We start from the raw sequence: 19,360 nt of genomic DNA, 5'->3' as shown, positions 1-19,360 counted from the left end.
TCTTGGGTCAACCCAATAGCAATATGTACTATTTGAAAAGTTTTAAGGGAAAATAAATAAAAGATGGAGTTAACCCCATCTTTTTCCGAAAAATGAATATGTATAAATTTCTTCTCCCTGAACAAAGAAATCCTCGTACTTTCCACCTCGTTTTAAATAATTTGAAGTACTTTCATCAATCGATTGAAACTGTAAATTTTGGATTTCTTTCGTTACTTTTGCAGATGTAAAATTCTCTCGGAGTCTAGGTGCAATTTGGCTATTTATGCTGAATTTATTAAATAAAATAAATGAACTTAATAAATAACAACTAGGTTTAAAAAGGTAATTTAATTCGCGTAATAAAAACTCCTCATGTTCAAAACTATAATTACTTGTACCTGATTGATCAATTACAATATCAGCAGAATAATTCTGAATAGGAATGTTTAGAAAGTCAGCACAGATAAATACAATATTTCTTTTCAAATTTCTTCTCTCAATTACATCTTTTAAAAGTAAAAGTTTATTCAAATCTCGATCAACAGCAATATATAAACACTCTTCCGGTAGTTCTTCATAAATATTTCGTAAAAAGAACCCAATACCAGACCCTAAATCAAGTAGTATTTTTTCATTTAAATCTAATTGCATTAGTTTCTTTTTCGCCCATTCTCCTCCTCTTTGAACATTTTCCAAAAAAGCAGTATCCGTTTCATGGATATAATCTGAAATAGAATCTTCAAGTGATTTCCTCTTATACACCTCAAATAATTTTCCAGCTGTTAAAACTCCGGAAGTAATCGCGTATTCTTCACCACAATTACAAATTAATTTCCCCTCAACAATTTGATTTTTATTAATAATGCCATCTTCAAGAATTAAATTTCCGTTACACTTAACACATTTAAATAAATGAAGTACTTTTAAATCTACCCCTAAAATTGAACTCGAAATTTCAGTTTCTATAGATAAATTATTTAACGTTTTCTTTAATTTATCTTTTCGTTCCTTTAAGGTTTTTATCTCTTGTTCAATCTTTTCATATTTTACTTTAAATAAAGATTGATAAAAAATATCCTTTTCATAGTCTAAGGATTTCCCTAAATTTTTATAAAGAAACAGTTCTTTAATTTCATTCAAGCTAAACCCTATCCATTTGTACTCTAATATAAGTTCTATATCCTTTTGACAATACTCGTCAAAAAAATAGTGACTTCCTTTTTTCTCAGGAATAACGAGTCCGAGATCCATATAATGTCTAATCGTATCTACACTTACATTATTTACTTCTGCAAACTTACTGATTTTCATCCTAATCACTACCATTTATATATTTGTTTATACATACTTCTTTATTATTTCAAAAAATCCTTTCATCTCCCTATATAAAATTGTTTATATTATGAAAAAGATGTAATTAATTTTAGAGTTCCGCCACATATCCATCAAGCTAAGCTTATTTAAGTTTAGCTACTCTTTTTAATCTTGAATTTTAAAAAAGAGTAGCAGGTAGTACGGTTATGTCTATATATCTAAAAAACTTAAAATTAAACTATGAGTTCATGGATAAATTAAAAACTGTGGCGTAAGTACGACAGTTTTTTTCCTTTTTCATTGGCTTGGAATATGTAAGGTTACGTACTTTAACTGTAGAGGACTAATACTACCCGTTCATATTAATTTCATAGACGTTTAGGATATTGTTTTATGGGAAGTGTTCTTGCTATGAAATCGGGATTGTAAATATAGATGGACGTGATTCAAGTCAAAGAAAAGGCACTCCTAAGAGTGCCTTTTCTTTGACTATTTTATATGTGCGAAAGCTTTCAAAATTATTGGATATAAATTGATGTACGCATTGTATTAAATGGTGAATTTATAGATGTCTTTTGGTACTCAAACGTTCCTTGTTGGTGTCCAGAAGCATCCCATTTATAATACCAGCCAACGATTGGTCTTCCGCCAATTATAGTGGAATCAATACTTTTTACATTAGAACCATTCATTTTAGCAAATGGGTTTTGGCCATAGCCCATTTCTTTCGTTGTAATATATAAGTATTTTCCCCCGTGGTTACGCGTTGTGCTGAAGCTGTTCTGATTAATTGTTTCTACCCCGCCTAGCTCAGACTCTACTTGTACGACGTTTAGTGAAGTAAGTGGTGCTGCTGGTCCAGCTGAAGCTTCTGTTGCCATTCCTAATCCGACGAACGCTGTAATTGCTAACGATGAAATCCCTAGTGCTGCTTTTTTAAACATAAAAAACATCCCCTTCCATCTATTGTTTTCTCTTTCATTTTCAATATAATCCTAATAACCTTATATGTAAATAGATTGAAGCTGTATAAATATTAGTGCGAATATTCTATTATATATTTCTACAATTCTATTACTTAATATGAATGATTTACAGTGCAAAACGAAATAGACATTACAAATTGATTCTATTATTTTCATTATTAACTAGCAAATACCGAATTTAAACCATATGAACCATTGTCGCTATTTTTTTTGGTTCATAAACAGATGCCTATATTTCTTGTTACTGTATAATAATGTTACATCAAACTGATGTCAGTACACATAGAAACAATAAAAGAGAGCATATTTTAAAAGATTTATTAAAACAAGCTCTCTTTTTATTAATTTGAATGAATCTTTCAGTAAAAAAGTACATTGATTTGTATCCTTTATGTAACAGAAATAATCGTTTTAAAAATCTTGTTTTTATGCTTTTTCCTATTATTCTTAAAGATAATTTATTGAATATTTTTATTGTATTCTAATTGATTTTGAATTCCTGATCTATCAATTTGAAGCCAATACTCTGAAATTTTCCCGTTTTCTATTCTATACACTGCACTTGCTATTTGAATTATAGGGAGACCTGTAGGTTCATACCCATCTATTTCTCCTATGTGTGTACCTACTTGTTTCCAGCGTACATATACTTTACTATCTTGTACTAATAATTCTTGAATTTCTAAAGAGAAATTCCCATATACTTCAACCATCTCTCTTACATGCTCAGCGTAATCTTTTGGCGATCTATATACTGTTTGTTCCTCTTCAGATATAACTTGATGTGCCAATACTTTATCTGCCATATATCGATTTGAAAAATCCGGATTACTCCCTGAACGCACTTCTTTAAAGAAATTTCTGATAATTATTTCTGATTTCATTAAACATCCCCCTTAAAAATAAATCCAATACTAATAACCCCTGAATGTATCGGATAAGTGTTATATTTTCATTCTCACTCTTTCTCAATAAGTATGTCAAGTTTGAAGTGTTGACATTAAAAATTGTAAATTTGCATAGGGTTAGCTGAGCAATGGTTTAAAAATGCAATATTACTAAGTTCGATGGAGATATGTCGAGATCCCGTTTTGTTTTAATTAAATAAAAAACCCGTGAATAATTCACGGGTTTTACTTTAATAACTAATTGCAATTGTACCTTCACCTGCATGAACCGCAAATGAAATTGGTAATGGATATAATTTGAAATCCATTTCAGGGAATGCTTGTCTAATATCTGCAATCCATTCCTCGGCTCCATCTTTATCATTAGCATGGAACATATGAAGTACTTTTGGTAATTCTTTTTCAAGTTCATTTTTAATATATTCTCGACATTTTTGGATTTTACGAACTTTCTTTTCAAGTAAAAGCTCTCCACCTTTTACTTCTAATATTAAGTTAACACTTAATAAACTTCCAAGTAAAAATTGAATGCCCTTTACACGACCACTTGCATAAAGGCCTTTTAAACTTTTCGGGAATACGTGGAAAGGTCTTCTTTTTTCATCTACTAATGTTTTGTGTATATCTTGTAAAGTCATACCATCATTGTATAACGATTTCGCTTTTCTAATTAGTTCATCCATTGGATAACTTGTTGTTTCACTGTCTAATACCGTTAATGGAAAACCTGCCATTTCTGCAGCTAGCTTCATATTTTGATAGGTTCCACTTACTTTTCCGCTAATAGCAACTGCAAATCCCTCTTCATATTCTTCTTTGCATTTCGAAAATAAATCTACCATTTCCCCTATGTTAGGCTGTGATGTAGTGACAGTTTTACCTTCATTCAAAGCATTATAAACGCGCTCACGCACACCTTCTTCACAATCTTTGTACGACACACCATCAATAATAACTTCAATTGGGATAACAAAGTTATCTCCTTCTGTTTTAAAACTCGCAGTTGTACTATCAGTAATCCAAGCAACACGCTTCATGTTGTTCCTCCCTTAATTCAATTCCTCTTTTCTGACTTTTCTATATATTTATGTTACGAAAAGAGAATATCCCTGTAATAGTAACAGGACTTTATTGTTTTGGCTATAGTAGATGCATATTAATTGTGACTATTTCTTGTCTATTTCACAAATAAAAAAGAAAATCAAGGAATTTGCTCGATTTTCTTCTTATCATATACTATTTAAAAGTTTCATTATCTAAAATTACTACATAATCATTCGTTAATCGTCCAGCTTCTTTTGTATAACTAACAAGCCTTTGTATATTATCACAGCAAATTTTTGCTCCCCATACGAGTAAAGGTACGCCAATAAAATCAATATGGAACCTTCTAGAAAACAGCCCACCGAAAGTCATTGGTAAAGGCACTGTTGGTGATGTGTTAGAAAATATAATCTTTTCATGGCTTTGATAATGTTTTTGCAAGATTTCTCCTAAATGCTTCATCGCTGGTACAACAACTTTTGATGCGCCACATCCAATCGTATATACAGGATGACCATGTTCATCGATTCCATGAAAAATAATTTTTCCCATATCTTCTGTTTTCAATTTATTAAAGTAATCTACATTCAAAATTTCTTCTTTCGTTAACTTACGATCCGTTGGTAATTTATTTAAATGATACGCTGCAGCAAGTGAAGTTGTATGAGTACCGCCGAAGTCTGTGTAAATGTATATCATATTATCATCCCTTGTTGTAAAAGTTCAATGTTAATTAGTATTACCGTTCTTAGCAATGTTAAACAAGGGATGTTATTTGTCCCATATGAATAATGGACTGGATTGTTACAAAGCACAACAAAGCCGAAATGAGCCAAATACGGTTTATTTTCACTTTTCGTTCTTTATTTTGCATCAAAACAATAATAAGAACAACAAGTAAAATATCCATTTAGAATCCTCCTATAAACTTGTTTATCTTTAAAAATTATATTCTCCTCTTTTCATTCCATACTTGAAATACGATAGCTACTTTCAAGTGTAAGATGGAAAATGTGATTTCTCATCAGCCTTAAGCATTATTTATAAAAATAAAAAGACGTACTTTTTACTCGTACGCCTTTAATAACTCGTTTAAACTCCTATTTATCAACTAATTCCACACCTTTAGAATTAGTTTTACCCAACACTCGAATGTTAAATTTATTAATGGCTTTTAAAAAGATATTATAAATAGAATATCCAATAATAGAACCTATAACATTACAGATAACATCATCAATATCAGTAATACGTCCCACTCCACTAAATAAAGACTGAATTAATTGTAGCAATTCAATACTAACTGATATAGTAAATCCTAATAAAATAGTATTTTTGAACTTTTTATATTTATCCCATAAAATTGGTGCTAAAAATCCTAAAGGCATTAATAATAAAATATTCCCGCCTACATTTCTTACAATTAGACCAATCATAAATAGGGCATCCCCATCATAAGCACTACCAATTTGATTGATGTCTTTAATAATTGATGCAAATGGAATTATATTGACCGAGCGATTCAGATTTTCAATATTAGAAGGAAAACCGATTGGTAAAGGGAATAAAGTTACTGCAACAACCATACAAATGTAAACCACGAATAAAAAACTTACTATTTCTTTCCACCAAATCACATGTTTTTTATTTTTGGTACCAATTAATATTCCACGTACAATTAAATAACAAATAACCCCTAAAATAATAAACAAACTACCGTTGATCATATACAAATTGTTAACACATCCTTTCATATGAAGTAATAATTAAAATTTACAATTATATAGTAATGTTTTTTAATTTAAAAATCCATATAATTATATGTAATTGTGCAGAATTACAAAAACCCCTTATTTAATAAATAAAGGGTTCCTCGTTAACTAAAATATTTTTCAAAACAGAAACAAGCATGAACCCGTTTAAATTATTTTCGTATCTCTTCTTTTATATCCATATAATTAAAAAGCTCTTTCTATTTCTGTCATTAATTTTTCGGGTCCTGCCCCTTTATTCGATGGAATAACTAAAGTGATTCCTAATTCTGGATATATAGCCGCGCGAAAACTGACGCCTGGATCATATCCCATTACATGATATTTGAATACCTTGTTTTCTCGTGTTTCAATCCATATTCCATATCCGTAAGATTGTTTATCATTTACTTGAATGTGGGGAGTTAAAAGTAACCTTGTATATTCCTTTCCTAAAATTTCATTATTAAATAGTGCCGCCCAAAATTTCAGCATGTCTGGTGCAGTAACATATGCACCTCCATCAGCTCCTCCTTTTATTGGTATAGAGTAGACGTTTGTTCTCCAATTTTGGTTGGTTTCGTCCTTTATATATCCTAGAGCTGTATGTCTTGGTAATCTATCTAACGAAAAATAGCCAGAATCATTCATACCAACAGGATTAAAAATGTTTGTTTCTATATACTCCGTGAATTTAAGTCCCGTCTGTTCTTCTATTATTAATCCAAGTATAATAAAACCTGCGTTGTTGTAGTGAAACTTATTTCCAGGTGCAAACATCATATTATTGTTTTGAAATAATGGTAAAAAGTCTTTTACGCTCTTTAGTAGATACATAGGTGTTTGTTTCCAAAGGTCTTCGAAGTTATCCATAATACTTTCATCAAAATAATCTGGTATACCAGCACTATGCGTTAGTAGTTGATGTATTGTAATATCTTCATCGAAGTTTGGAAATTTTATCTCTAGACAATCTTTTAATTTTGTATGAAAAGAAATAACACCTTTTTCAACAAGTTGACAGATGCCAATTGCAGTGAAGATTTTACATCCTGAGGCAATGCCGAATCTTGTTTGTATCGTATTGTTTATACATTCACTTTTGTTTGCGTAACCCATTGCTTTTTCATAGATTAAGTCTTTTTCTTTTTTTACTAAAACTACTCCAGAGAAATCTATTGTCTTTTGTATTTCTTTTACAATTCTATTAATTTCATCTTTTGTTTTTATCACGACAACCACCCTTGTCTTTCGGTATTGTTCTTTACCCTTATTAATTTTTCCATATAAAAGAGAAAGAACCCTTTTATTAAATACGATAAATTGTTAATGAGAACACAAAGTTCATTTCGAATGTATTCCGCTATTTGTGGGCAGTAGGACCCCCATCTCAAAATTCAGCGAAAGCAAAGAAGTTAAGTGGGGACCCTGCTGCCCGTAAAAGCCCGATTGGTGAGGGCTGATAATCAGTGGGGGATGCTCCCCTGATTAAAATTTCACTTTATTGACTCAGTAGAATACAACTTAGATTGTGATGGGAATAAAGTAAACACACACAAGACGATAGTAATAAATAACATTATTAATGACCCTACAATAACTACAAGTTGTATAGAAATGAACTGAGTCGCAACACCAGATAGTATTGTAATAAAGATTGTTACTAACGCAATAACAAGTCCATATATGCTCCCGATCCGTCCCATTATATGAACGGGAACATTATTTTGGTAAAATGTATAAAATCCTGTATTTGCATATGCCATAGAGAAAGATAAAATAAAGAATCCAATAGCAGCTATTAAAAATACATTTGAAAAAGCATAAATTAAATAACCAATTGCGATGAATAATGATCCTATTCCAATTAGAAATGAAGGTGCTAATTTTTTTGACAAAATTGTATTTGTTATGGCACCTAAAATAAATCCTGCACCAGCTATACTAACTAGAAAACCGTATTCACTATCTGTTAGTAGTAATACCTCTTTCGCAAACGATAGTTCAAGTGAATCAGTAGCAGTTGCTAATACGAACATACTTTGAAATAAGAAATACACACATACGACATACACATGTTTTCTACTAAAATTTATAACAGTGTTCCAATCTTTTTTTAATACTGTAAGTGATAATGTATTACTAGTTGTATCCGAATCTTCTTTCTTATCAAGATTCGGTAAAAGTAATGTAATGAATCCTGATAAGAGAAATGCTATAGCATTCATATATATAGCAAACTCTGATGTACTCGCAATTAATAAAACCCCCGCTATCGCTGGACCAATTAAAAATGCACCAGATCCTATTAAACTGCGTAATGAGTTGAAACGTTGTCTTTGCTCTACTGGAATTAATTTCGTCATATATGTCATAGCAGTTGGCTCATAAATTGCACTGGCCATACTTATAAAGAATACGAATACATAAACAATCCAAAGTGACGGAAGTAAAGGTAAAATAGCGATAAATAACGCACGATATATATCGAGGTGAATCATTAATTTCCGTTTATTTAAACGATCAATCATACTCCCAGACCAAGCGTTTGTAAATAAAGTGGCTAATGGTTTTATTACATATAAAGTAGCAACAGCTAAGGCTGAGCCACCCATATTATAGACAAGTACATTCAGTGCTATTAAGTAAATCCATGCCCCTAAATTCGCAATACCAACTCCGGACAATAGTAATAAAGGATATTTCCAATCTTTAAGTAAATTTTTCATTTTTGGCCCCCGCTTTCAAAATTGTTTTACAACAATAAAAAAATCCCACCCCCAAGACTTTTAATCTTAGGGACGAGATTTATCATCGCGGTGCCACCCTAGTTTGTTAATATGTCACCATACTAACCTTATCAGGTACTGCATTCTAATTCATGCTTATACCATAGCTCTATAACGGGAGCTCCCGTCACACCATCCCCTAATAATAGGTTCCGATGTGCTGCTCAGAGGCTTGGTTCAATAAAGAATTTTTACTCCTTTTCAGCTACATGGAGCTCTCTGTGAAAAATTCATTTTATTTACTCTTCTCTTCACTGCATTTATTTTTTCCATATTATCACATATAAATTTAACTGTAAATAAACAATAATCAGATATTTAACAACGTGTCACTGTTAGTTCTTTTATTTATTATTTTTTCTAAAAATTACGGTGCGTGAAATTACTCGCAACTCTAAAGAAAGAGCTATTTGCATATAACTCTTTCCAAATGCCTGGATTAATTCGTATTCGCCTCTGTTAACGGTTGTAACGGCGGTTCTAATTCTAGTTCTAGTGTATCTCCTTCTTGTAAATCTTGTCCTTTTTCAATACTTTGACTCGTTACATAACCCGTACCAGAAGTTTTCAAATCTAATTTCAAAAGTTTAGAGAAATGCATAACATCACGCATGGACCACCCTTTTACATTTGGCATTTGTGCGTTATTCCCTAATAAAAATATACGATCACCTTCACTCATTACCTCGCCAGACTGTGGATATTGTTTTATTATTTTTCCTTCTCCTAAAATTACCGGCTGTAGCTTCTCTTTTTCTACACTTTTCTCTATTGTATCCATCGATTGATTTACATAATTTTGTACTTTTAATTGAGATTGTTTCGCTGCATCAGCTATTTGTTTTTCTGTATACGGTTTCACCTTTAAATATTCAAGGCTGTTTTTTATAACAGGTTTAAATATTTCAGCAAGAGGCTGAGCTCCATACTCATCTCCTTTTAACTTTGGCTGCTTAATAGCTAAGTATACGATTAACTCCGGATCGTCAATTGGAGCCATTCCTAAAAAGGAGAAAATGTAATTCTCTTTCCCTTCCATATATCGGCCATTTTCAGGATTCGGGATTTGTGCTGTTCCTGTCTTACCTCCAATTGGATAACCATCCACTTTATACATTGTACCAGTTCCTTTTGAAGATGTTATAACACGCTCCATTAAGCTTCTAACCTTGTCCGCTGTTTCTTTTTTTATCGGATTCCCAATTTCTTTCGGTTGATTTTCCATAATAACTTCTTTGTTTGTTGGATTTACAACTTTATCAACGATATATGGTTGCATCATTTTCCCGTCATTTGCTATAGCAGTAGCCGCTTGGATTAATTGAATCGGAGTTACTGTAGAACCTTGACCGAAAGAAGTTGTAACCTGTTGAATTTGTGTATTTAATAATAAAGTATTTTTCCTTTCTCCAGGTAAATCTATCCCTGTTTTTTGATTGAATCCAAATTTATTCATATATTGCTTAAATTTATTTGGTTTCAGTAACTGATCTTCTAAAATAGAAAAAGCTACGTTTGATGACCTTTCAAATCCTTCATCAAATGTAATTGATCCCCATCCAAATCCACCATTATGGTCTTTTATATCAGATGAACCAACGGAATATTTTCCAGATTGAAAATATTCTTTTCCGTTATATACACCTTCATTAATGGCAGCTGCTAATGTAAAAACTTTCATTGTTGAACCTGGTTCATATGCATTTGCAATCGGGTCATTTAAAAAGTATTCGATATCACCTACATTAGGATTGTAACTAGGTTTACTAGACATCGCTAAAACCTTTCCTGTTTTTGGATCAGCAATAATGCCAATTAACATAGAAGGATCATAATGTTCTTGCGCTTTGTTCATCGCTTCTTCTAAAAAACTATTAATTTGTTTATCAAGCGTTAAATATACGTTATTCCCATTTTTAGCTGGTTCTACTTTACCTATATCATTTGTAAGCGGAATTCCCCTTCGTGTACCCACATATTCTATATTTCCGTTTGTAGAGTGCAAATATTTATCCAAACTCTTTTCAAGCCCAAACTTCCCTTCCGTATTCCCTTTATCATCTGGTCTAGCAAAACCAAGTATATAGGATGCAAAGTCTTCATTCGGATACACTCTTGCTTTTTCCGACATAAAAGATACACCTGGTATTTTTAAATCATTAATTTTTTCCTTCTTTTCCCTAGATAAGTTCCGACCAATTTTCCCAATTTCAACTTGCGTACGCCCTTCATGAAAGTTTTTTAATACTTCTTCTTTATCAATTTCAAGCGCATCGGCTAATTGTTGTGCGGTTTCATCTTTATTTTTCACTTTATCTTTTCCTTTTAAATTCACAACAACTCGATACGTTGTAGAATCTTGTACTAACACCTTTCCGGTTTGATCATAGATAGTGCCACGATTCGCTTCTAAAACACCTTTTTTATTATGTTGTTCATTCGCGAGATCCTTTACATTCACATTATGCACGACTCCTACTGCCTGAATATAGAATATACGCAAAATCATAATAAGAAACAAAACAATAAAAGCAATCATCATATATCGAGCGCCTTTATTCGTTTGGAGTTTTTGCATACTTATCTCCTCTCTTTTGGAATGGATTCGTACGAAGATCCGTTTTAAAATTTGTAGTTTTTGTTTACGATACTATATGTTTCGAAGTTTTCTTTTTAATTCCTTTAAAACAATGCAAAACTAACTGTTGTTATTTTGTGTTATTATTTTATATATTTAAAATACGGTGCGTGAAATTTCAGAATATTAACTTCACCAAAACTTGATTGCATAGCACTCTAAACTCTTTTCTTATTTACTATAAAAAGTTCCCCTCTGGATTTCCAAAGGGGAACTTTTTATAAGAAAATTATGCAATATGGTTATATTTTGCTAAGAAAGGAATTCGTCTCGCTACTAATGCATACATTTTGAATACGAATTTCGCTATTGGTTCAAACATACGTGTACTTTGCATTACTAAAGCACTCGTAATAAGTGTTAAGAATGCTGCACCAAGTATATCTAAAGGATAATGAACACCTACATACATACGTGATATACCGACTAACACTGCCCATAATAGCGCGATATATTTCAGTTTTTCTCCTCTAAGAATAAATACGAAGGCGATTGAAAATACAAGTACAGAATGATCACTAACAAATGATGAATCTGCTGCATGTGGTACTAATTGATGTACATCATGTGATACGAACGGACGCGGATGGTAATATACCGCATGTATAAGAACATTTACTACTAATGCAATAATAACCGAAAGCGTCGTATATAAAACTGTATATTGTTTTCTAATTGCATTCTCTTTCTTTCCATTATTAAACCATAAGATAAGCATAAATAAAATGGCTACGTATGCAGCGCTATTTGTAATTGCAACCATTATCGTATCTAATAGTTTGGATGAATCAGCAAAATTATTAAACCACTGAAATACTGTGTAATTCATAATACTCTCTCCCTACTTACAAGTGTTCTTGATTTACACAGTATACAATACCATTATGAAAATGGGCTTAAACTTTTCTCATCTAATTCTCATTTTACTATTACTCATGTGACAATTATAAAACAAATTTTATACGCTATTTATGTATAAAGTTCGTAAACCTTTATAATAAGGCGATTCGTATTTTTTTCATGTTTGGAATACATAACATGTTCATTTAAATATACTAATTGTAAAATCATATTTTTTAATTCATTTGAAGTACAATATTTCCAAATTGTTCTCCATGTTCCATACGGCTTAGTGCTCGAATTGCTTCTTCTAACGAGTAAACTTTATCAATAATTGGTTTAATTTGATGTTTTTCTATAAACTTTATCATCTCATTAAATTCCTCACGGCTACCCATGGATGTTCCCATAATATCAATTTGATTGTAAAATAGCGCGCGTAATGGTAATTCAATTTTATCTCCTGAGCTTGCACCAAAATTCACGATTCTTCCGTTTGGTTTTAATACATCAAAATATTTCAAAAAAGTTGCTGGACCTATACTATCTATTATTAAATCTACTTTTTCACCTTGTAAGCTCTCTTCCCAATTTCCGGCACTATGAAAAGAAATATCTGCACCATATTTTGCAGCAAGTTCCATTTTATTCTCTACCCTTGAAGTAACACTCACTTTTGCGCCAATTGCTTTCGCGAATAACATGGCAAATGTAGCAACACCACCGCCTATTCCCGGAATTAAAACGTGTTCGCCGCGCTTCAATCTACCTTTAGTAAAAAGCGCTCTATATGCAGTTAATGCGGATAAAGATAAAACACCTGATTCTTCCCAAGTAAGATATGACGGCTTTTCTACAACATTTTCAACTGGTACAATTACATATTCAGCAAATGTTCCATCTTTCGGCCCACCTAGCACTTCCGGTAACTCCGGTACTTCAGTAGCATGTTCCCATCCAATACTAGGATTAATAATAACTTCTGTATGTAGTGTAATATTTGAAACTCCTTCTCCTATTTCTGTAACAATTCCTGAGCCATCTGAACCTATTACTAATGGTAGATCCATTTCTTTTCTATTGTTTATAATAAATAAATCCCTATGATTTAACCCTGCAGCTTTTAACTTTATTTTTACTTCACCTGCATTAGGACTTATCTCAGGTAAAAATTTATATTCTAACCCCTCTAATCCTTTTTCATATTGATGTACAATAGCTTTCATTGCTTAATTCCCCCTTAATATTTCCAATGTACTAGAAATATCAAAATAAATAAAATAGTTTGCCTCCAATAATTAGAAATTATATATTTTGTTATGAAAAAAATCCCCTCCCTATAAAAAGTATAGGAAGAGGTTTCAAAACTAGTTAGATCAGAATCTATAAATTCATTGAGTTCTAGCCAATTCTAATATTTTTCGAATAAACGGCGCTTTTGCCTTTGTATATGAAACACGATCAAAAGCATATGTAATAGCAAACCTCTCCTTTAATTCTCTATATTCTTTACGTGCCCATTCATGGCTTATTAGAAAGTCACGAAATAAAATATTGTTTCTCCACTCATCACTGTTATAAATATAAATATGCAAATGATGAGTACCCGCTCTCCATTTTCCCTTTCTAAAAAAACGCCAATTGGTTGCATCTTTTGTAACATACTCATATCCAATTTCCGATAGAACTTCAATCCACTTTTCAGTTATTTGCAATTCTGTTACGCCAATCATCATATCAATAAGAGGTTTAGCTCCTAATCCTTCTACTGCTGTGCTCCCTATATGTTCAACAGCGATTATTTCTTGTCCTAACAAGGAACAGAATTTCTCTTTTTCTTTTATATACTCTTCAACCCAGTCTTTTTGATACGGTTTAATAACAATTTGTTGATCCATTGTATCCACCTCTTTATAAGTGTTTATCATTATATTTATAAAATTTCATATTATTAGCATAGGATTTCCATAAAATATGTCGAATAGTGGAATGTACAACTTAATTATATTAAATGTGAGGTAAGCTATGAAAGATAATTCCGTCGAAATTCAGTTAAATAGTGTAACATTCCAATTAAAAGAATATCATAATTTTGATTGGCTTATTAAATTAGGTACCGTATTTGCAGTTTTTGACCAGCAAGACTCAGGTAATATAAGTTTTGGTGTAGAAAAAGATGGTCACAAGAAATTTATCAAATACGCAGGAGCACAAACAATTGCATATGAAGGAACAACGGGTGATGCTATTAAAAGGCTAAAAAATTCAGTTACTATCTATGAAGATTTAAAGCATGAATCGCTCATAAGACTAATTAATCATTTTCCAGTCCAATCTGGATATGTATTAATTTTCGATTGGTTTGATGGTGAATGTCTTCATTCGCATTGGAGTTTCCCACCTCCTGAAAAATATAAAAATCCAAACTCACCATTTTATAAATTTAGGCATTTATCTGCTATAGAACGAATTCATTCCTTACATTCCATTTTTTCTTTCCATAGTTATGTAGAAAAGAAAAACTATGTAGCAATAGATTTTTATGACGGTAGTATTTTATATAATTTTAATACAAACGAAACAAAAATTTGTGATATAGATTTATACAGTAAGAAACCTTACATAAATAGAATGGGCCGGCTATGGGGTTCCTCCCGTTTTATGTCACCAGAGGAATTTGAACTAAACGCAACAATTGATGAAAGAACAAATGTATTTAATATGGGAGCAATGGCTTTCTCACTTTTAGGCGGTGAAAAAGATCGTTCTTTTATAAAATGGGAAGCAAGTAAGGAATTATATGAGGTAGCGTATCGCGCTGTAAATGCCAATCGAGCAGAACGGTATGCATCAGTAGTTATAGAATTCTATGAAGCGTGGTTAAAAGCGGCTAATGCGGAAAGGATATAACCCTAAATTATTAAAAGAAATATAGAGTTTATACTATTATCATGTATAATACATATGAAAAGGAAATTCAGAATAACGAGGCAAATATTATGGACTTTGTTTATATTAATCAAAACGTGTTAAATAATCTTCTATACATTTTATGTAGTATATTTGTTTTTTATTTCATATATGATAGCCGGCACTATTTAAAGAAATATAAAATACTACTGATTACCCTTTGTTCTAGTATTCCGCTTATTTTATGTATGCGATACCCTATCTATATGGATGAAAGTTGTATTCATGATTTAAGACAAATTCCGGTCATAATAGCTACGCTTTATGGTGGATTCCCTGTCGGTATCATATTGTTTACAATTTTATTAATTACAAGATTTATATTTTATGGATTTAATATGCTAACAGTCGTTGTTTACGGAATAATGTTCATCGTTACAGCACTCGCATCTTCAAAATTTAATACATATAATAGAAAACTTAAAGTAGCTTTTTCCATGTTTTTAACCTTTTTCCTAGCAATATTTACAACTTTAATTGTATTAACTTTATCAGATTTTGAAGTGAATAATTTGTATATTATTTATTTCATGGTATTACCGACTACTTTAATGTTATTTATTGTTTATATAAATGAAGTTATAAAGGATGCTGTATTAATGCGCTCTAAATTAATTAAAATGGAAAAAATGGAGATTGTTAGCCAACTCGCTGCAAGTATATCGCACGAAGTAAGGAATCCCTTAACGGTTGTAAAAGGATTTACACAGCTTTTAAAAACACAAAATTTAACTCCTGAATCAAGAGACGAATATATTAAACATATACTTGAAGAGTTAAATCGTGCCCAAGAAATTATCGATGATTACTTAACGTTTGCCAAACCTGCTCCAGAAAAATTAGATCAAATTTCAGTAAAACAAGAGTTAAATCGAGTTATTAATATGATATTGCCATTGTGTAATATGAATACGATACATATTACACAGGATTTTTCTGAGGCAACCATTGTTGGTAATAAACAGCACTTTCAACAATGTTTTTTAAACTTAATAAAAAACAGTATTGAAGCAATGCCTAATGGTGGTACCTTAAATATTTCCTCATCTATCAATAATAGTAAAGTTGAAATACGAATTGAAGATAGCGGAGTTGGAATGTCACAGGAGCAAATACATCGATTCGGTGAACCGTATTTTAGTACAAAAACAAAAGGAACTGGTTTAGGTACAATGGTTGCTGTTAAGATTATTGAGACGATGCATGGAAGTTTAAAAATCCGAAGTATCGTTAGTAAAGGAACGACTTTAACGATTACGTTCCCGAAATATAGTGAGAATACGCATTTAAACAAATAAAAAAGGAGCATAGTTGCTCCTTTTTTATTTGTTTCGATACATAAGTATCTTCAATGTTTTTTTAGTTTACATTTGTGAAGACTAATTAAAAATTAGTATCCTCCGCCCCAGCAGCTGCATCCTACAATTATTAATAGAATGAATAACACAACTAGTAAAGCGAAACCTCCACCAAAACCACAAGAACCACCGTAACTCATATTTTCTCCTCCTTTTGGTTTGAAAACTAATAGGTAGTTGATCATTTTAACTGGTTCGTATTATACATTATGTATATATCCCTTTTTTGAGCATGTCTACATAAAAATAAGTAAAAGCACTCGTTTAAAGAGTGCTTTAAAATGGATACCAAAAGTTTTGAAATACGTTTAATTTTAAATATACCGCAACAATAAATATGAAAATACCGGCAAATAAAGCGATGAAATCTTCACGTTTCGCCTTACTTGTATAAAACCATGTACGTTTATCCTTCTTTCCAAATCCTCTTAAATCCATTGCATTTGAAACCGTATCTATTCTTTCTAGAGAATGAATGATTAGTGGCCAGAAAATTAAAACACGGTTCTTCATACGAACCCATAAACTTGCTTCTCCTTTTTCAAAAGCCACTCCTCTCGCTTCTTGCGCGTGTTTAATAATTTTATACTCAGACTGGATGTCAGGAATATAACGTAGTGCAATATTTATTGCATATGTAATCTTATAATGAATACCAAGTTTACTTAAGCTACTTACAAATTCGCTTGGATCTGTCGTGTAAATAAAAAGAAGTGTAAATGGTAATAACGTAAAATACTTTAATGAAAGTGTAGCTGCATAAAATAATGTTTCATATGTAATCGTTGCATATCCAACATGTAAAAACGCGGTATATGATTCAGTTAATTCAGATCCATGAGTTGGTGTAATAAATAAAATCATGACAGAGTTTAATAAACTAAATGTAAATATGACACTAAAAACAATTAAAATTTTACGAAATGGAATTTTAGCAATGCTGAGTCCGATACACCCAATAATAAATAATATTAGCAACACCCGAAAATCAAAAAACAAAAAAGTAAGCGTCATACAAAAAATAAATAAAAACAATTTCACTACCCCATCCATACGATGAAAATATGTACTATGCACCTTCCTCCCTCCTATTACTGTCTAAATAAAGCTCCATAAATTTTTCTGGACATGCAATCCCACTAAATTTAATAAGCTTGGTTAAAGAACTCTCTCTTAAGTTGGCTCTTTGTAACGTTTCTTGATCGCCTAATACATCAAACACTGTATTATCCGCAATAATTTTCCCTTCATGTAGAACTACTGCACGGTCTGTATATTCTAGCGCGAGATTCATATCGTGAGTGATAACAACAAATGAAATTCCCTTTTTAGCTAGGTTTTTAATAAACGACATAAATTGTTTATAATGATAATAATCTTGTCCCGCTGTCGGTTCATCTAATATGATAAGCTTAGGATTTGTTGTTAATACAGATGCGATTGTTAGTCTCTTTTTTTGCCCATAGCTTAGTGCTTGAATTGGCCAATTACGAAATGGATATAAACCACAAATTTTTAAAATCCCTTCTACTTTATTCTTAATTTCTTCCTTAGAAAAATTATGTAATGTTAATGTAAATGAAACTTCTTCAAAAACAGTAGGCTGTGTAATCATATGATTTGGATTTTGCATCACGTAAGATATGATTTCCCCACGTTTACGAATAGACCAAGAACTAATATCTTCACCTTTTAACGCAATTTTCCCATTTTTCATTTTGTTTATACCTATAAGACTATGAGCTAATGTTGATTTCCCTGCTCCATTATGTCCTAACAGTGCCACAATTTCTCCTTCATATATTAAAAGGTTTACATTTTCTAATACTTTTTGTTTATTAGGGTATGAAAATGATAAATTCTCCACTTTAAGTAATTCCTTGTTTTTAGCATTCCTTTCTAATATGACTTGTTTCTCCATCCACTCTTTTATAACGTTGCTTACCTTTTCTTTTTGAAGGTTTTCCATTGGATATATTACGTCATTATTACGATCAAAATGTAATCTCTTTAATGCTTCGATGTAAATAGGCTCTCTTAAGCCAATACGTGGTAATATATTTGACGCTAAGATTTCTTTTGGTGTTCCCATCGCAATGACTTTACCTTCATCAATTAATATAACTTTGTCTAAATCCAGTTTTAAAATTTCTTCTATCCTATGTTCGATAATAACAATCGTTTTATTATACTGCTCATGTATATCTTTCATAAGTTCTATCGTATGTATGGCGCTTAGTGGATCTAAGTTCGCTAATGGTTCATCGAACAATAATATATCCGCATTTGTTGTTAATAAACCAGCAAGAGAAACTGTTTGCTTTTGGCCTCCTGATAATTCATGTGGACTTTGTTTATGAAACGTATGCATCTTCACCTTTCTTAATGAGTCCGAAACAATCTTTTTCATGTTATCTTGCTTTACACATTCATTTTCTAAATAAAAAGCTACATCTTCTTCTACTGTCAGACCAATAAATTGAGCATCTTGATCTTGTAAAATTGTTCCTACCTGTTTACTTTGTTCAAAAATACTTCCTTCCCTTGGGTCTTTACCGGCAATTAAAACGTTACCTGTGCTATTCCCTTCGTAAGAAAATGGGATTAGCCCATTTATACAATGAGCTAATGTCGACTTTCCTGAACCACTTCGTCCAGCAATTAGCACTTTTTCCCCAGGGTATATATGAAAGGTAATATCACTTAAAGTAGGCTGCGCAGCATGCCCATATTGAAAGGTGAATTGTTCAAACGAAATAATTGGTTGCATGTTAACATCC

The 19,360-nt window shown here is 31.6% G+C and carries 18 protein-coding genes and 1 other annotated feature; of the genes, 2 read left to right on the top strand and 16 right to left on the bottom strand.

The window, feature by feature from the left end; all coding sequences use genetic code 11:
- Positions 1-69 precede the first annotated feature (69 nt).
- The 13 genes from GD442_RS12470 to GD442_RS12415 form a co-directional block, all read right to left on the bottom strand.
- Positions 70-1,293 carry a MerR family transcriptional regulator gene (locus GD442_RS12470; RefSeq protein WP_000703279.1) on the bottom strand — a complete coding sequence of 408 codons (1,224 nt, stop codon included), beginning with the start codon at positions 1,291-1,293 and terminating at the stop codon, positions 70-72.
- Between the two features lie 521 nt (positions 1,294-1,814).
- Positions 1,815-2,240: a DUF4879 domain-containing protein gene (locus tag GD442_RS12465; RefSeq protein ID WP_000472919.1), complete on the bottom strand. Its 426-nt coding sequence runs from the start codon at positions 2,238-2,240 to the stop codon at positions 1,815-1,817.
- A gap of 500 nt (positions 2,241-2,740) precedes the next feature.
- Entirely contained in the window at positions 2,741-3,166 is a 426-nt protein-coding gene (locus GD442_RS12460; RefSeq protein WP_000834230.1) for an ester cyclase, read from the bottom strand.
- A 254-nt stretch (positions 3,167-3,420) separates the two neighbouring features.
- Positions 3,421-4,227, bottom strand: coding sequence for a DegV family protein (locus GD442_RS12455; protein ID WP_000831929.1), 807 nt, complete (start codon positions 4,225-4,227; stop codon positions 3,421-3,423).
- Positions 4,228-4,426: 199 nt separating this feature from the next.
- Positions 4,427-4,933: a DUF3189 family protein gene (locus GD442_RS12450; RefSeq protein WP_000639421.1), complete on the bottom strand. Its 507-nt coding sequence runs from the start codon at positions 4,931-4,933 to the stop codon at positions 4,427-4,429.
- A 58-nt stretch (positions 4,934-4,991) separates the two neighbouring features.
- Positions 4,992-5,144, bottom strand: a complete 153-nt coding sequence (locus GD442_RS27750; protein WP_002041216.1) for a hypothetical protein — start codon at positions 5,142-5,144, stop codon at positions 4,992-4,994.
- Between the two features lie 190 nt (positions 5,145-5,334).
- Entirely contained in the window at positions 5,335-5,967 is a 633-nt protein-coding gene (locus GD442_RS12445) for a VanZ family protein (RefSeq protein WP_000281842.1), read from the bottom strand.
- Between the two features lie 225 nt (positions 5,968-6,192).
- The gene (locus tag GD442_RS12440; protein WP_000598062.1) at positions 6,193-7,218 is read right to left on the bottom strand and encodes a serine hydrolase domain-containing protein; all 1,026 of its coding nucleotides are present in this window, start codon (positions 7,216-7,218) and stop codon (positions 6,193-6,195) included.
- A gap of 263 nt (positions 7,219-7,481) precedes the next feature.
- On the bottom strand, positions 7,482-8,714 hold the full coding sequence (locus tag GD442_RS12435; protein WP_000793344.1) for an MFS transporter: 1,233 nt from the start codon (positions 8,712-8,714) through the stop codon (positions 7,482-7,484).
- Positions 8,715-8,779: 65 nt separating this feature from the next.
- Positions 8,780-9,038 (bottom strand) — a binding site (T-box leader).
- A gap of 175 nt (positions 9,039-9,213) precedes the next feature.
- Positions 9,214-11,352 (bottom strand): penicillin-binding protein, encoded by a 2,139-nt coding sequence (locus GD442_RS12430; RefSeq protein ID WP_001170943.1) that lies wholly within the window; start codon positions 11,350-11,352, stop codon positions 9,214-9,216.
- 289 nt (positions 11,353-11,641) lie between these two features.
- The gene (locus tag GD442_RS12425; protein ID WP_001110119.1) at positions 11,642-12,241 is read right to left on the bottom strand and encodes an undecaprenyl-diphosphatase; all 600 of its coding nucleotides are present in this window, start codon (positions 12,239-12,241) and stop codon (positions 11,642-11,644) included.
- A 247-nt stretch (positions 12,242-12,488) separates the two neighbouring features.
- Positions 12,489-13,478, bottom strand: coding sequence for a zinc-binding dehydrogenase (locus GD442_RS12420; protein WP_000644507.1), 990 nt, complete (start codon positions 13,476-13,478; stop codon positions 12,489-12,491).
- A 165-nt stretch (positions 13,479-13,643) separates the two neighbouring features.
- Positions 13,644-14,150, bottom strand: coding sequence for a GrpB family protein (locus tag GD442_RS12415; protein ID WP_000372692.1), 507 nt, complete (start codon positions 14,148-14,150; stop codon positions 13,644-13,646).
- Between the two features lie 127 nt (positions 14,151-14,277).
- Between GD442_RS12415 and GD442_RS12410 the strand changes: the two genes are divergently transcribed.
- Together GD442_RS12410 and GD442_RS12405 are read left to right on the top strand one after the other, a co-directional pair.
- On the top strand, positions 14,278-15,162 hold the full coding sequence (locus tag GD442_RS12410; protein WP_159365101.1) for a protein kinase domain-containing protein: 885 nt from the start codon (positions 14,278-14,280) through the stop codon (positions 15,160-15,162).
- Between the two features lie 89 nt (positions 15,163-15,251).
- A complete protein-coding gene (locus GD442_RS12405; protein WP_000348330.1) occupies positions 15,252-16,520 on the top strand; it encodes a LytS/YhcK type 5TM receptor domain-containing protein in 1,269 nt (422 codons plus the stop codon).
- Between the two features lie 92 nt (positions 16,521-16,612).
- Here the strand turns inward: GD442_RS12405 and GD442_RS12400 are convergent, their stop codons facing one another.
- The 3 genes from GD442_RS12400 to GD442_RS12390 all read right to left on the bottom strand — a co-directional run bounded on the left by GD442_RS12400 (position 16,613) and on the right by GD442_RS12390 (position 19,350).
- Entirely contained in the window at positions 16,613-16,720 is a 108-nt protein-coding gene (locus tag GD442_RS12400) for a YjcZ family sporulation protein (protein WP_000120182.1), read from the bottom strand.
- 136 nt (positions 16,721-16,856) lie between these two features.
- Entirely contained in the window at positions 16,857-17,657 is an 801-nt protein-coding gene (locus GD442_RS12395; RefSeq protein ID WP_000556372.1) for an energy-coupling factor transporter transmembrane component T family protein, read from the bottom strand.
- A complete protein-coding gene (locus GD442_RS12390) occupies positions 17,650-19,350 on the bottom strand; it encodes an ABC transporter ATP-binding protein (RefSeq protein ID WP_001182511.1) in 1,701 nt (566 codons plus the stop codon). The genes GD442_RS12395 and GD442_RS12390 overlap by 8 nt, the downstream gene beginning before the upstream one ends.
- Positions 19,351-19,360: the final 10 nt, after the last annotated feature.

This window comes from Bacillus sp. A260, from assembly GCF_009861435.1.
Taxonomy (GTDB): Bacteria; Bacillota; Bacilli; order Bacillales; family Bacillaceae_G; genus Bacillus_A; species Bacillus_A cereus.
This window is presented reverse-complemented; position numbering and strand designations above follow the sequence as displayed.